The 14,782-nt window shown below is 37.5% G+C and carries 14 protein-coding genes, 1 pseudogene and 1 riboswitch; of the genes and pseudogenes, 7 read left to right on the forward strand and 8 right to left on the reverse strand.

The features are described from left to right. The first annotated feature begins 25 nt into the window (after positions 1–25). Genes MHH70_RS16710 through MHH70_RS16740 form a run of 7 tightly spaced genes read left to right on the forward strand, consistent with a single transcriptional unit; the run spans position 26 to position 7,301 of the window. On the forward strand, positions 26–1,003 hold the full coding sequence (locus MHH70_RS16710; protein WP_107943191.1) for an ABC transporter permease: 978 nt from the start codon (positions 26–28) through the stop codon (positions 1,001–1,003). 14 nt (positions 1,004–1,017) lie between these two features. Next, entirely contained in the window at positions 1,018–1,854 is an 837-nt protein-coding gene (nikC, locus tag MHH70_RS16715) for a nickel transporter permease (protein WP_066166800.1), read from the forward strand. Positions 1,855–1,876: 22 nt separating this feature from the next. After that, complete coding sequence (locus MHH70_RS16720) at positions 1,877–2,803, forward strand: M14 family metallopeptidase (protein WP_107943190.1); 927 nt, start codon at positions 1,877–1,879, stop codon at positions 2,801–2,803. Further along, positions 2,796–3,992: a hypothetical protein gene (locus tag MHH70_RS16725; protein WP_107943189.1), complete on the forward strand. Its 1,197-nt coding sequence runs from the start codon at positions 2,796–2,798 to the stop codon at positions 3,990–3,992. The genes MHH70_RS16720 and MHH70_RS16725 overlap by 8 nt, the downstream gene beginning before the upstream one ends. A gap of 14 nt (positions 3,993–4,006) precedes the next feature. Then, positions 4,007–5,314: an aminotransferase class III-fold pyridoxal phosphate-dependent enzyme gene (locus MHH70_RS16730; protein ID WP_066166791.1), complete on the forward strand. Its 1,308-nt coding sequence runs from the start codon at positions 4,007–4,009 to the stop codon at positions 5,312–5,314. A 30-nt stretch (positions 5,315–5,344) separates the two neighbouring features. Next, on the forward strand, positions 5,345–6,346 hold the full coding sequence (locus MHH70_RS16735; protein ID WP_066166789.1) for an ABC transporter ATP-binding protein: 1,002 nt from the start codon (positions 5,345–5,347) through the stop codon (positions 6,344–6,346). Beyond that, complete coding sequence (locus MHH70_RS16740) at positions 6,330–7,301, forward strand: dipeptide ABC transporter ATP-binding protein (protein WP_066166786.1); 972 nt, start codon at positions 6,330–6,332, stop codon at positions 7,299–7,301. Before MHH70_RS16735 ends, MHH70_RS16740 begins: the two co-directional genes overlap by 17 nt. Before the next feature lie 155 nt (positions 7,302–7,456). Here the strand turns inward: MHH70_RS16740 and MHH70_RS16745 are convergent, their stop codons facing one another. The 8 genes and pseudogenes from MHH70_RS16745 to MHH70_RS16780 all read right to left on the reverse strand — a co-directional run bounded on the left by MHH70_RS16745 (position 7,457) and on the right by MHH70_RS16780 (position 14,764). Continuing rightward, positions 7,457–7,732 carry a GNAT family N-acetyltransferase gene (locus MHH70_RS16745; protein WP_082799043.1) on the reverse strand — a complete coding sequence of 92 codons (276 nt, stop codon included), beginning with the start codon at positions 7,730–7,732 and terminating at the stop codon, positions 7,457–7,459. Positions 7,733–7,762: 30 nt separating this feature from the next. Then, positions 7,763–7,975: pseudogene (locus MHH70_RS16750) on the reverse strand ((4Fe-4S)-binding protein); the annotation flags it as partial. Between the two features lie 379 nt (positions 7,976–8,354). Then, the gene (locus MHH70_RS16755; RefSeq protein WP_066166780.1) at positions 8,355–8,639 is read right to left on the reverse strand and encodes a precorrin-6A/cobalt-precorrin-6A reductase; all 285 of its coding nucleotides are present in this window, start codon (positions 8,637–8,639) and stop codon (positions 8,355–8,357) included. A gap of 163 nt (positions 8,640–8,802) precedes the next feature. Beyond that, positions 8,803–8,987: riboswitch (cobalamin riboswitch) on the reverse strand. Positions 8,988–9,192: 205 nt separating this feature from the next. Next, positions 9,193–9,894, reverse strand: a complete 702-nt coding sequence (locus MHH70_RS16760) for an ECF transporter S component (RefSeq protein ID WP_342472044.1) — start codon at positions 9,892–9,894, stop codon at positions 9,193–9,195. After that, a complete protein-coding gene (locus MHH70_RS16765; protein WP_342472045.1) occupies positions 9,873–11,525 on the reverse strand; it encodes an energy-coupling factor transporter ATPase in 1,653 nt (550 codons plus the stop codon). Before MHH70_RS16765 ends, MHH70_RS16760 begins: the two co-directional genes overlap by 22 nt. Beyond that, a complete protein-coding gene (locus MHH70_RS16770) occupies positions 11,498–12,379 on the reverse strand; it encodes an energy-coupling factor transporter transmembrane component T (protein ID WP_066166773.1) in 882 nt (293 codons plus the stop codon). Before MHH70_RS16770 ends, MHH70_RS16765 begins: the two co-directional genes overlap by 28 nt. Continuing rightward, a complete protein-coding gene (locus MHH70_RS16775; RefSeq protein ID WP_342472046.1) occupies positions 12,379–13,221 on the reverse strand; it encodes a DUF4430 domain-containing protein in 843 nt (280 codons plus the stop codon). The genes MHH70_RS16770 and MHH70_RS16775 overlap by 1 nt, the downstream gene beginning before the upstream one ends. 1 nt (position 13,222) lies before the next feature. After that, on the reverse strand, positions 13,223–14,764 hold the full coding sequence (locus MHH70_RS16780) for an S-layer homology domain-containing protein (protein ID WP_342472047.1): 1,542 nt from the start codon (positions 14,762–14,764) through the stop codon (positions 13,223–13,225). Between the last annotated feature and the right edge of the window lie 18 nt (positions 14,765–14,782).

A 14,782-nucleotide genomic window follows, 5' to 3' on the forward strand; every position in this document is an offset into this window, starting at 1 on the left:
TTACTGCAGAGGAGAGGGAATAAATATGAAAAAAATAATGAACAAGCTTCTGCAGCTTATTTTAGTACTACTAGGTATAACAATTTTAGTATTTTCCCTGCTTTATTTAATTCCCGGTGACCCAGCTGTTACTTTATTAGGACAAGATGCGACACAAGAGGAAATTAATCGTTTTAAAGAACAAATGGGGCTCAATGCTAGCTATTTAGAGCAGCTAACGAAGTATATAGCTGGCGTTGTTCAAGGGGATTTAGGAAAATCCTATATTCAAAATGAGTCGGTAGTGGACATTGTTTTATCTACCCTTCCTGCAACGTTAGAACTAGCGATAGTAGCGTTAATTATAGCGCTACTTATCGCAATACCGATAGGAATTTTATCAGCAGTGAAAAGGGGCACTTGGATTGATTATTTAGGAATGATTTTCGCTCAAATCGGAGTGTCGATGCCGGTGTTTTGGCTAGGTTTATTATTGATATTAGGCTTTTCTATTCACCTGAATATACTTCCTTCGTTCGGCAGGGGGGACCCAGTTGTTGAGGCATTGCTAAAAACAATAACGACGGGCAATTTATATTATATTTTTGAAAGCTTGAAGTATTTAATTTTACCTGCTCTCGCACTTGGCTTAATGAGCGCTGCTTTTATTACTAGGATGGTGCGAGCTGCGATGCTGGAAGTATTACAGATGGACTATGTTCGCACCGCAGATGCAAAAGGGGTTTCAGACAGCATTATTATTTTAAAACATGCATTTAGAAACGCTTTAATCCCTATTGTCACAATTATTGGCTTACAATTTGGTAATTTGCTAGGGGGCGCAATCGTAACAGAAACGATTTTTGCATGGCCAGGGGTAGGACGGCTTATTATTACAGCGATAAGTCAACGAGATTTTACGGTCGTACAAGGCGGTGTATTGGTCATTGCGTTTTTATTCGCAATTATTAACTTAATCGTAGATGTACTTTATACCCTAATCAATCCTCGGATCCGTTCATAAAGGAGGGAACAATTTTGAATGGCGTTGACATAAAGAGAATTTTAAAAAATAAGTCCATAGTAATTGGGGGCACAATCGTTATATTGCTAGTGCTATGTGCAATTTTTGCTCCTTTGATAGCTACACATGATCCATATGAAATGAATATGAATGAAATATTATTGAAGCCAGGAGAAAAAGGTCATCTTCTTGGAACAGATCAATATGGCAGAGATTTATTAACACGAATTATTTACGGTGCGAGAGTATCATTAATCGTTGGCATAAGTTCAGTAGCTATTTCGATGCTAATTGGAGTAGCGATTGGCTTGATAGCAGGTTATTATGGTGGCTGGATTGATGCCTTCTTTATGAGAATTGTTGATATTTTCCTGTCGTTTCCTGTAGTGCTTTTAGCAATTGCATTAGTCGCTGCATTAGGACCAGGTATTGAAAACGTAATTATAGCAATTGGACTCGTTTATTGGACAAATTATGCTCGAGTTGTGAGGGGGAATGTCCTCTCGATTAAAGAAGAAGAATTTGTACAGGCTGCTAAAACAATTGGGTCATCCAATTTTAGAATTATTTTTTACAATATTTTACCTAATACAATGTCATCAATTATTGTAATAGCTACTTTAGGCTTAGGTGTTGCTATTGTATCTGAAGCTACTCTTAGTTTTTTAGGTTTAGGTATAGAACCACCTGAAGCCAGCTGGGGTTGGACGTTGGCATTTGGAATGAAATATATTCGCGAAACAGCCCATCTGTCATTGTATCCGGGATTAGCTATTATCATTACAGTGTTAGGCTTCAACCTATTAGGTGATGGCATTCGCGATTTAACTGACAATAAACTAGAAAAATAACAAATGGAAGAGGAGAATAGCAATGAAAAAAACATATGAAGAAATCGAAATCACACATTTATCAAATGGTGAGAAGGTGACATTTGGAGTTCATAAATATAAAGGTACAGTTGAAGGCCCAATTGTTGCTATTTCTGGTGCTGTGCATGGAGATGAGTTAATTGGTGCAGAAATCATTCGCCGTGTAGCAAAGGAGTTAGAGAACTATGAGCTAAAGGGGCAAGTATGGCTTATCCCAATCGTTAACCAACTTGCATTTGAAAGTGTTACACGCAATACACCACTCGATATGAATAATTTAAATCGTGTTTTCCCTGGTGATGAAAAAGGCTGGATTACAGACCAACTTGCTTTTAAGTTTACAAAGGAAATATTAGAAAAAATAGATGCATTTATTGATATTCATGCTGGTGGTAAAATCCCGATTGTCGATTATGTCTACATTCATAATGATGAAGGTTTATCAAAAGCCTTTTTATCTCCTTATTTATATAGACCAGCAGTAAGCTATGAAGGCACAACTGCTACCGTAACGACAGAATTAAATATACCTTCTGTCACAATTGAAATTGGTGGGGGACCTAACTACGAAAAGGATATTGCACGTGGTGTAGAAGGAATTATTAATCAATTAGTTTATTTAAAAGTAATAGATGGGGAATTGAAAACAGTAGAAAATCAAGTTGTATTAACTGAAATTGCTAGTATCCGACCAACTCAGGGAGGGATGCTAGTACCCGCTTTTGATTTTAGCTATGTAAATAAAATTATCGAAGGGCAGCAAACAATTGCAGAAATTTATAACCCTAAAACATTTGAGCTACTAGAAACGATTAAAGCACCATTTGAAAAAAATGTGATGATATTAATGCGTGGCTATGTTGGAACGGTTAATTCGGGTGATTATGGATGGATGCTTGGGAATATGGAGTCGAAGGAAAATGACTAAAATGACCATCACTTATTGCGACGAGGATTTTGAATTATCAGAGGAATTCGTGAAAATCACATTAGGTCTAGATGAGTTTTATAAAAAAACACAAAACAGTAGCCAAAATGGTTTTTTGAAAACAGAGGGGCTAGTACCTGTACAGCTTGTTGAATCACAAGTCTATCAATACGGCAGCTTTGCACATATTTTAGAGGATTATAGGTCGCTTTATAGTCGATTGAATAATATTCAAAATGAATTAAGACGTGAATATATGGCAAAGCAAATAAATGGAATGATGTACTATATTCGCTATTTAGAGGGCAAGGCGCATTCATTTCGTAACATAGTAAGAAACTTATTATTTGTAGACTCAAATCCTGTAGCAGGGTGGAAAATAAATAGAATTCAGCAAAGGCTTGAAGCCCAATTGAAAGCAGCAGGCTATAGCGGCACAGTGCAGCAAATGTATAAAAAATGGTTTGAAGACAGAAAAGTTGAAACAGATGATATGCTAGCTGTTTTAACAAATTTAATACAAACCGCCAAAGAGGATGTAAGTCGCAAAATGTTCGATGATATTCATAGCATTGAAGCAAAGCCAAAGCTTGTAAAAGATGTACCATTTTCCGCATATGCAGATTATAAATCACGCGAAATGCTTATTAATGCTGACTATCACTACACATATGAGGATTTAAAGCATTTAGTGACGCATGAAGTGTTTCCAGGGCATTTCACACATATGTATAAAAGAGAACAGGCTGTCAAATGCGGAAAAATCCCATTAGATGCTAGCTTAGTTATTACAAACTCTGCATCCAGCCCTATTTTTGAAGGAATTGCAGATTGTGGTCAAATCTTTTTAGGCTGGGATGAAAATGAACATGATGAAATTGCAAAAACAGCTCAGCAATTAAAGATGTGTACGACATTAAATGCAAGCTATCTATTAAATGAATTACAGCTAGATAAATCAGAGGTTGCTAATTATTTAGCCAGCCAAGCTTTTGGACAAGAAAATTGGATTAAATCGAGAATATCGTTTATTGAGGATTTTATTAGAGGGCCTTTTATTTATTCTTATTATCGAGGGTTAGAAAGTCTACTACCTATCGTACAAAGTGTTCCAATAGAGGAAAAACAAGATTTTTATCATTTACTATATGAAAACATGCTAACTGCTGATGAGTTAAAAATATTTTGATAGGAGAGATTTTGATGAGCTTACAATTATCGCGTAAAATGTACGAGGAAATGAGGAATTATTCACCAAGTGGCGTGAATTCAAACAGCCGTTTTGTTGCACCACATCCTACATATTATAAAAAGGGAAATGGTGCATACTTAACGGATTTAGATGGCAATGAATACCTAGATATTGTGTTAGGCAATGGTGCAATTATTTTAGGGCATAATCATAAAAAATTTATGGAGAAATATCATGCCAATTTAGAATCTGGCATTATTACAGGGGTTGAAACACCATTATCAGTAAAGGTAGCTAAAAAGTTTTTAGAGTTTGTGCCAACTGCTGAGCAAGTTAGATTTTCAAATACAGGTACGGAGGCAGTGCTACATGCAATTATGATGGCTCGCTCTTATACAAATAAGCAAGATGTAGCTGTTGTGGAAGGTGCGTATAATGGTTGGAGTGATGTAGTCAATGTCAGCACTTGGGCAGATTTATCACAGGCGGGAGAAGCAGATAAACCAAATCCGTTACCAGGCTCGACAGGCTTAAATCAAAAAATTGTAGAAAGTACAGTTGTGATTCCTTTTAATAATATTGAAGCAACACAAAAAATTATTGAGGAAAATCATGAGCGTTTAGCTGCGCTTGTGTTAGAGCCAACATTAATTGATATAGGCTATATATCTGGAAATATTGAATTTTTAAAGGCTGTAAGAGAACTATGTACAAAATACAATATTGTTCTTATTTTCGATGAGCTATTAACAGGCTTTAGGGAATCAGAAGGCGGCTATCAAAAAAGAATTGGTGTGACGCCTGATTTATCAACTTTTGGTAAAGCAATTGCAAATGGTTTTCCATTATCAGCGGTAGCTGGTAAAAAAGAAATTATGCAAATTGCGGAGGCGAAACCAGGCGGTTATGCGTTTGTTGGAACATACAATGGTCATCAATCTTCTTTAGCAGCAGCTTTAGCATTTTTCGAAGTATATGAAGAAGAAAATGTATTACAAAAATTGGATGAACGTACAGAAAGATTAATCAAATTCTTTAATTCTAAGGCAAGCGAGCTAAACATTGATGCGCATATGGTTGGAAAGGGTGGGCATATTCATTGGTATTTTACAAAAGAGAAGCCAACAAATTATCGTGAGGCTGCACATGGGAATGCAGAGCAATACATCGCTTTTATTCAATCAATGCAGGGCGACCAATTGTACTGCTTAGCAAAGCCATTGTCTCATCATGCTATTTCATTGGCACATGAGGACAAGGAGTTAACGATACTTGAGGCGGCAATGGAAAAGGCATTGAAACAAGTAGCAAAAATTTAAACAGTGCTATGAAGGTGAGGAGGGATTCAATTGACACAAAAAGTATTAGAGGTAAATAATTTGTCAACTTCATTTCATAAAGAGAAGGACAAAGTGAATATTGTTGATGGGATTTCATTTGATATATATGAACGAGAATCGATAGGCATTGTTGGTGAGAGTGGATGTGGTAAGTCATTAACAGCGCTTTCGATTATGGGTTTAATAAAAAAACCGCTAACAATACAGGCTGATACATTATGCTTTGCGGAGCAATATGATTTAAGCCAATTAACACGAAAAGAATATAAAAAAATACGAGCTGTTGAGTTGTCGATGATCTTCCAAGAACCTATGACTGCTTTAAATCCTGTAATGAAAATAGGGAAACAAATCGAAGAAGTATTAAAAATTCATACGAAATTAAATAAATCAGAGCGAAAAGAAGAAATTATTCAATTAATTAAACAAGTCGGCATATCAAGACCTGAAGAAATCGTAAAAAACTATCCTCACCAGTTATCAGGCGGTATGCGTCAAAGAATTATGATTGCTATGGCAATTATATGCAAGCCTAAATTACTTATAGCAGATGAACCGACTACCGCTTTAGATGTTACGATACAAGCACAAATTATAGATTTAATTAAAGAAATTCAGGCAAATAATAATATGGCATTGATGTTAATCACACATGATTTAGGTGTTGTACATGAATCCTGTGATCGTGTAGCGGTTATGTATGCTGGGCGCATTGTAGAAATAGGTAAGGTTAAGGATGTATTGCATAAGCCTTTACATCCTTATACACAAGGATTATTAGCATCTTTACCAACAACAGCAGCTGGACAAGCACGATTATCGTATATTAAAGGAAACGTGCCAAGACCGGGAAATTGGTCTAAAGGCTGTAGATTTGCGGATCGTTGTCCACAAGCAATGAAAAAATGTCATGAAGTACCACCTGAATTAATAACTCAAGAAAATCAGACGAGCGTTGCTTGTTGGTTATATGAAAACGAGGCGGTGAGTACGAATGGAAATCAAGGATGAAGTAATACTAAATGTAAAAGAGCTCAAAAAATATTATCCGATGAAAAAAAACAAAGCGGGTGCTACAGTTGTAAAGGCTGTTGATAATGTCGATTTTCATATTAAAAAAGGCGAAACATTAGGGATTGTTGGTGAAAGTGGCTGCGGAAAATCAACTTTAGCTAAAGTCATTATTCAATTATTAGAAGCTACAACAGGTGATATTTTGCTTGAGGGCAAGTCTTTAATGAATTGCAAAGGACCAAAATTAAAGGAAGTACGTCGCAGTATGCAAATGATTTTCCAAGACCCTTACGCAAGCTTAAATCCTAGATGGACGATTGAGAGAACCTTATTAGAGCCATTAATTGTTCATAAAATTGGAACAAAGCAGGAACGGCAAAAAATTATTAAAAACATTATGAAAGATGTGGGGTTAGACGAATCCTATTTATCGCGATACCCACATGAATTCAGTGGCGGTCAACGTCAGCGTATCGGGATAGCTAGAGCGCTTGTCTTAAATCCGAAGTTAATTATTGCAGATGAACCTGTCTCAGCACTCGATATATCTGTCCAAGCTCAAATATTGAATTTACTGAAGGATTTACAAGAGGAATATGATTTAACCTATATGTTTATCACGCATGACCTTTCTGTTGTTCAATATATAGCAGACCGAATAATGGTTATGTATTTAGGGAGAATTGTAGAAATTGGCGATACGGAAACGATATTTTCCAAACCTTTACATCCTTATACAGAGGCGCTTATCTCAGCAGTACCTCAAGTAACAGAGGAAAAAAGTAAAGAGCGCATCATTATAAAAGGAGATTTGCCAAGTCCAACATCACCACCAACTGGCTGCCACTTTCATACTCGCTGCCCATTTGCAATGGAAAAATGCAAAACGGAGCAGCCACAACTACAATTTACAAATGACTCAAGGGCAGTAGCGTGTCACTTACATTCTTGATAATAAAGTGAGCCTATAATCAATGGAATTTTATATACAGAAAGAGGGTGTTTGAAAAGCTATTTTGAGACACCTTCTTTTTGTCGTGGAAAGCAATATCACTTTGCTACGGCTTCGCATTCTTCACAGAAGAAGCATGGGGAGCCGTTACTACATTAAGAATGCAAGACATCCGCATAGCTCTCGTGATTTTTTTCAAACTCAGCTTTAGCGAATGGGCATAATGGAAGTATCTTTATATTGTTTGTGCGTGCATGTTCAACAAATGCCTGTACCATTTTTTTACCGACACCTAACCCACGTGCAGCATCATAAACACCCGTATGGTCAATAATATAAAACTTATCGTTGGAATTGACGAATGTCATCTCGCCAAGTTCTACACCATCTTTTGTAGCGATAACTCGTTTTTCTTCAATAGTAATTTCCATAATTGCTTCCTTCCTAAAGACATATTGCAACGCCTTTGTTGGGCATGTGTCAATAATACGAGCTACCTCATCAGCAGATTTAGCATCTACTAGTACCCACGGTTTTCTTTTTGGATTGAACACATCAATGCTCCCTTTAACACAGTTCCCAACATGCTCACATAAATCCTTTGAGTAAAAAACGTCGATTTTTTCTCCACTATATTTACGATAACCAGCGTTTAATAATTGTTGTTCACTCATTTTCACCCATCCTCCCTCATAATGTAATATGAAAGCTTGTTTTTATCTTACTTAAAACATTAAAAGATGGCAATGAAAAATATCACTTATAGTTTGTCCCGCATTAACGGGCAGTAAGACGCCCACTTCAAAACTTATGTGAAAATATGCTAAGGATAAGTGGGAGATTAACTGCCCGTAAATGCCCGAGTGGTTCAACTAACAATCCGTGGAGAAAAGCATCCACGGATTGAAGGTTCACTTTATCCCGCATTAACGGGCAGTAAGACGGCCACTGCAAGATTTAAGTGAAAATACGCTAAAGGATAAGTGAGAGATTAACTACCCGTAAAAGCCCGATTGGTTCAACTAACAATCAATTGCGTCACATTGTAATTGATTACATAAGCAATTGAGGTTGTTCATAACGCACATAGGATACTCCACAATTGATAGCAGCTTCCATAGCTGTTTTTGATGCTTCTTCAGCAAAGGGATGACTAGCATCGACAACACAAGTAATCTCGTGTTGTGTAATCATATCAACTATTTCATTAACTGATAAATCGCTAATTAAAAAGGTGCCAGCCAGGCAAGTACCTTTTGTGATAAGAGTGTGCCCTTGTTGTTGTAAAGTGACAGCTAATTCTCGAGTTTCATTTATTCCTTCTATAAATAAAATCATATGAGCCCTCCTCATGGTCTAACGTGCTTAAAAATAAAAAAGCTGTATCTCTAAAAGTGAAGAGATACAGGCTATGAGATTCCATGTTTAAAAAGTGCGTATATATTCGTATATACACATTCCTTACATTTGATGTCTCGCCTATACTTCTCCCTCCGAAAAGCAAGTGACTAATTAAACGAGCAGGTTTCCTGGCTCGTGCTTCTTTTTACTTTCACATCTTCCCATTCGCTTGAACAGTGATTTTCGTGATTTCATCTGCACTTACAGTAGCGGGGGCTGCATTAGCTTCTCACTAATTTCCCTTTTACCTCAGCATTGCTAAGCACTCATTTAACCATCATATTCGATTATGATTTTACGATAACATATTTTATGCAAATTTCAACTGTTTTATTTTAAGAATGTGCTTAATAGAGCGCTGATTTCCATTGCGGTTGGCGCATTTCCTCCAACTAATGTATTTTCGTTAGAAGGTTTACGGGGGCACTTGTCACTTCTATTTCAACTAGCATGAAAGCAAGCCTAACTCATTCTCATTTTTCAATTGGGCTTATTTGGAAGCCAATACGCCATATTTATTTTTAATACGCTCGAGTTTTTCCCTTATAGGCTTTTCTAATAATAATAAAAAAATCACATTGGAAACAGCATAAACAATCATAAATGGTACAGCGGAAGTTAACGCAAGTACATAAGCTTCCCAGCTGAAAACACCGTACATGGAAATCGTTCCCCAAATGTCCATACCGAAGGAAAAGAAAACGCCTGCAAAAATACCGAATAAAATAAGAGGAATTTTTTTATGCATGATACCTGTTTTACCGAGCAAACCTGCTATAAAGCCAATCATTCCCCACATAAACATTTGAAATGGCGTCCAAGGACCCTGTCCAAAAAACATATTTGATACTAATGCAGAAATGGCTCCTGTTAAAAAACCTGCCTCCGCTCCAAGTGAAAAACCTGTAATCGCTGTGATTGCAGCGACCGGCTTGAAGCCGGGGGTAATGACAAATAACGCTCGACCCGCCACTGAAATAGCAGACATTACGGCTATTACTAAAATTTCGCGCGGCTGAGGCTTTCTCCGTTCAAATGACAGGAAAAAGGGAACAGATGCTAAAATTATAATGACAATTGAAATAAAATAATATTTCCTATCAGCAAATAATGTAATACCCGCATATAAAGTAAGAGGAATTAACACTAAGATGACAAATAGAGAGATGATTAAACGAATGTTTTTTGACATAAAGTAACGACATCCTCACATGTAATGGCATTGCTCAATTGTTCTCTTGTTATTCGATGGGCAGCCGTTGTATAAAAGCTGTTTCCACTATAAAACGCGCGAGGCTCATCCTCTGATACGATATTGCCATCAAAAAACAAGGCACATCTACTGCTATATTGGGCTGAAAATTCAATATCATGTGTCACCATAATAATGGTCATACCTTTTACTTGTAAATCCTTTATTATTTTCGCGAGTTCTTCTTTTGCATGTGCATCTAGTCCTTTTGTCGGTTCATCTAGTAGCAGAATTTTAGGTTCCATTAATAAAAGCTTTGCAAGTGCTAATTTTTGCTGTTCCCCACCGCTTAAATCATACGGATGTCGATGAAGCAAATGTGTTAAGTTAAATAATTGAATCGTCTCTTGTATTTTTCTATCTTCTATTTTATGTAAATAAGCCATATCATCTAGCTCTTGGCGAACTGTTTTTTGTACAAATAATGATTTTGGGTCCTGCGGTAATAAAGTTAAATATTGCTGATACAATTCTTTGTTGCTGTAGCTTTTTAAAGCTTTATTAAATAATAATAATTTGCCACGATAAGGCTTTTGGAGTCCTGCTAAAATAGCAAGCACTGTAGATTTCCCAGTGCCATTACCACCGATAATTGTTAAAAACTCACATTCCCTTACTTGTAGATTAAAATGCTGAACAATATCTAAACCATTTTTTTCGTAGCGAAAGGCAACATCCTTTGCCTCTAATACAATATTTGCTGTATTTTTTTCTGTTGTTGCTAGCATATGCGATGAGGCAGCGTTGAATTGCTGGTTGCTAAGCCAGCGTTGTCCCTCGCGGATTGTAAGAGGGACGGGCCCTACTCCGTTCAGTAGATGGAAAATCTTCATTGCGGTCGGCAGTGCTGTCAGCATCGCATGATTCGCTGGTAGCTTCTTTAAAATTGCCTTTGGTGGACCGTCGAATAAAATGCTGCCCTCATCCATAATAAATACTCGGTCGGCAAGTGGTAACACTTCTTCTAAACGGTGCTCAATTAAAATAATTGTAATGCCTAATTCTTTATTTAAGCGATGCAATGTTTGAATAAATTCCAAGGCAGCTATTGGGTCTAATTGTGATGTTGGCTCATCAAGCAGCAATAATTTTGGCTGCATGACCATAATTGATGCTAAGTTTAAGAGCTGTTTTTGCCCCCCAGAGAGCGCTGTTGTTTTTTGATGAAACCATTTATGGATGCCGAAAAAATTAGCCATCTCAGCTACTCTACGACGAATTGTTGGTGAGTCGAGGCCGAGGCTCTCTAATCCAAAGGCAAGTTCATGCCATACTTTATCTGTCACAATTTGATTATCGGGATGCTGGAACACATAGCCAATATCAGTAGCAGCAACTTCTGCATCTAGCTGCTGTATATCACAGCCTTTGTAGAAAATAGTTCCTGTCTTATTTCCGTGTGGGCGCAACTCTCGCTTAAAATGGCGCAGTAATGTACTTTTTCCGCAGCCTGATTGACCGATAAGTACTATAAATTCTCCTTGCTCAATTGTTAGATTAATATTTTTTAATACAGAATGTGCTTCATTAGGGTATGTAAAGCTCATATTGTCGATTTTAATGAACGCCATTTTAATGCCCCCCAGATTTCGATTGCTAATGGAATGGAAAGTAGAAGGAAATAGCTACTATAAAATAAAATACTTCCACTATCCCATTTAATTGCTCCAAATGTTGGATAAAAATAAAAAGATGTTGTGCCGATGAAGCTTGCGGCTAGATTACTCAGAAAAAGCAATAGAATAAGTGCCAAGACGAAGCCATCGCGCCGTTCAAAAATAAAAAGTGAAAAGGCAGTTCGCTTTTTTATTCCGTAGCCACGCGCCTTCATAGAATCAGCAGTATCAATAGCATTATCCAATGCCCAAGTAATTAAAATAGATATTATACGCACAGTACATTTGATGCGATGCCAAAATGAGCCAGCCGTATAGTCCATGCCAATAACTTTTTGCGCTTGTACGATTTGTGCTAGCTGATGGCGAAAACGCGGAACTAGGCGTAATGAAATCGACAGTGTGAGAGATAAGGCTGGCGCCACTTTTCCGAACAAATAAATAAACTTGTCAGATGTAATCACTGCATTATAGCAACTAAACCAAAGCATAACCGCTACAATCATAGTGGCAATGGCAATCCCATACATAATGGCCTCTACTGTAAGTGCATTGCCATTTATATAGAGTAGGACGAGCTGCCCATTATGGCTAATTAAAGGATTGATAATAGCCATTAAAAAAAATAGAGGGACGTAGAGCTTCCAATCTTTAAAAAAAAGCTGTCTCCGTAAAGCAATATTTAAGCTAATGGCTGAAAAAATAGTTATCGCTAAATAGATTGGGTGCATAAAAAACATAGATAAGCCAATGGCAGCGACAAAAAAGGAAAAGAGGACGATTGGATGAAATGTTTCAAATGCCTTCATCAATTACCATCCCAATAATGCCCTAAGTCGCGTCCTAAATCGACTGTATAATTCCATTCAATCACATCTCCATCCTTTAATACATATTGGCTACATCCATAATTTGGATAGACACCATTTACTTGATACATCCAGCCACTTAATTCGCCAGCGCTAAATTCATATAAATGGTTAATGCCTTCTACATAGACACTGCTATAAATGTTTTCGTTAGCTCCTTGGTATTCCATTTGAATTTTATGCTCCTTTGTTGCACGCTTTAGCACGTCCCAAACAGTATCCTTCTCAGATAACAGCTCATATGTAGTTTGCTTTAAAATGATGCCATCTTTCGGAACGTATTGCTCACTTTGGAGGGCTGGGTCTAACATATCCCAATGCTTTAGCAATGTATCCACTCGAATGGCGATTGTGACAGTGCGCTTTTGAGGCACCGGCTTCTGTTGCTGCTCTGTTTCTTGTTGCTTTGGTTTTTCTGTTGGTGTAGTTGCTGTGTTAGCTGTTGGTTTAGTATCAACTTTTTGCTGCTCACTTTTAGGTGTTGTAGGTTTTATGATTTCCTGTTGTTTTTCAATTTCTTGCTTCGTTTCAATCTCTTGTTTGGTTCCAACTTCCTGCTGTCCAATTGCCTCTGTTTCTTGCTGTGTTGCTAGCTCCTCGTTTTGTGGTGAAGGCTCTTCTTCTGACTGCGGAGCTGGCTCCTGTTTTTCAACCGGAGCAGGGGAATCAACGCTCCGCTCCTGCTCCTGCATCTGCTCGAATTGCTCCACTGTTTGAATATTACAAGCTATTAAAATAAAAGCTAGCAATGATACGAGTATGAATTGTAACGTTTTTTTCATATTAATCATTCACTACCTTTAAGAAATTGACATACATTTTTGCTGCATGTGCACGAGTAATAAAATTAGCAGGATTAAACGAACCATCTGCACCCTGTGCAATTTCAAAATCATATAAAAACGTAATTGCCTGCTGTGATTCCTTTTGTAATTTTGCAATATCACTTAAAGGTGCGATATTTGTAGCTAAATAAGCTTTGCCATTTTGATGTGTATAAGCATTTGCTAGCATTACGGCTAATTCCTCGCGCGAAATAGGGGAGGAGGGTGAAAATTTATTTGACTTGCCTACTAATAAATTGGCCTCATAGGCTGCTGCAATTTCTCGCTTTGTCTCATCACTGTATGAGCTAATATCTGTGAAAGGAGCATTGCTTGTGCTTGTTAAATTGAGTGCTCGAACTAAAATGGATACAGCTTGTACACGTGTTAAATTATTATTTGGCTTAAATGTGTTGTCCTCGTAACCCTTTAGCAAGCCTTGTGCTACTGCCGCCTCAATATCTGATTTTGCCCAATGTGACTCGATATCCTTAAAGCTTACTTTCTGAGGAGGAGCTGTTGGCTGGCTTGGTTGCTCTGGTGTCGACGCATTATTCGGCTTTGTATCTGACATATCATAAAGCTTTGTTTTGCCTGCAAGCAGTCGATTATAAGCGGCTAATGTATAAGCAGCCTGTTCTGTTGCCATTCCATTTGCTGTGGATTCTGCCAATACATGTTTAAAGCCACCATCCTTTGCGTGATAGAACGTGAAAAAGCTTGTAAATAGTCTATTAAAACGCTGTTCCTTATTGGCATCAATATTTAAGCTTGCAAGCGCTGTAATGACTTGTGCTACACTTTCTAAATTAGTTGTGCCCCAGCTTTGGTAGCTCCCATTTTTATCTTGCAAATTTTGTAATGCGTTAAGAGCCTTATCAATGGATGCTTTAACTTCCGTTTTCTCCTTATATGTTGAAAGGGCTTGAATGGCCATCGCTGTCATATCAGGGTCTGCCTTTGTTCCTGATAAATCCCAGCCCCCATCAGGCAATTGCTTCTTTATAATATGCTCGATTAGTTTTGCACGTGTTGTTGTTGCTGTTTTAGGAAGTTCAAAATTCCATGTATCTAAAGCGATAAGTGCAAAATAAGCCCCATTAGGACCTTGCCATACGACTTTTTCAAAATCGGCTAATTTGTCAACTAAATTATACCCACCTACATTTGTCGGGTCTTTTCCGATGGCAGTGAGGGCAATAATTAAACGTGAATACTCCGTATATTTGCGGCTATGTAGTTCACCTTTGACCGCCTGTACATGCTTTACGACATTGTCATAGTATTTATCGTAATAACCTTTTGGGACAGCATATTCACCGCGTGCCAGCGCAATAATAAACCACTCATCCCCAAAAGAGGGATTTGGCGCTTTCGTCACCATAAATTGCCCAGTTGTTTTATAAGCATCTATCGTCGAAGCGTTTTGTGCAGAAACGGGTGCTACAATTAGCATTAGAGCAAGTAACATCATAAATAACATAGATAATTTTTGCTTCATTTAATCGACCTCCATCTT

It is taken from the genome of Metasolibacillus sp. FSL H7-0170 (genome assembly GCF_038593115.1).
GTDB classification, from domain to species: domain Bacteria; phylum Bacillota; class Bacilli; order Bacillales_A; family Planococcaceae; genus Metasolibacillus; species Metasolibacillus fluoroglycofenilyticus.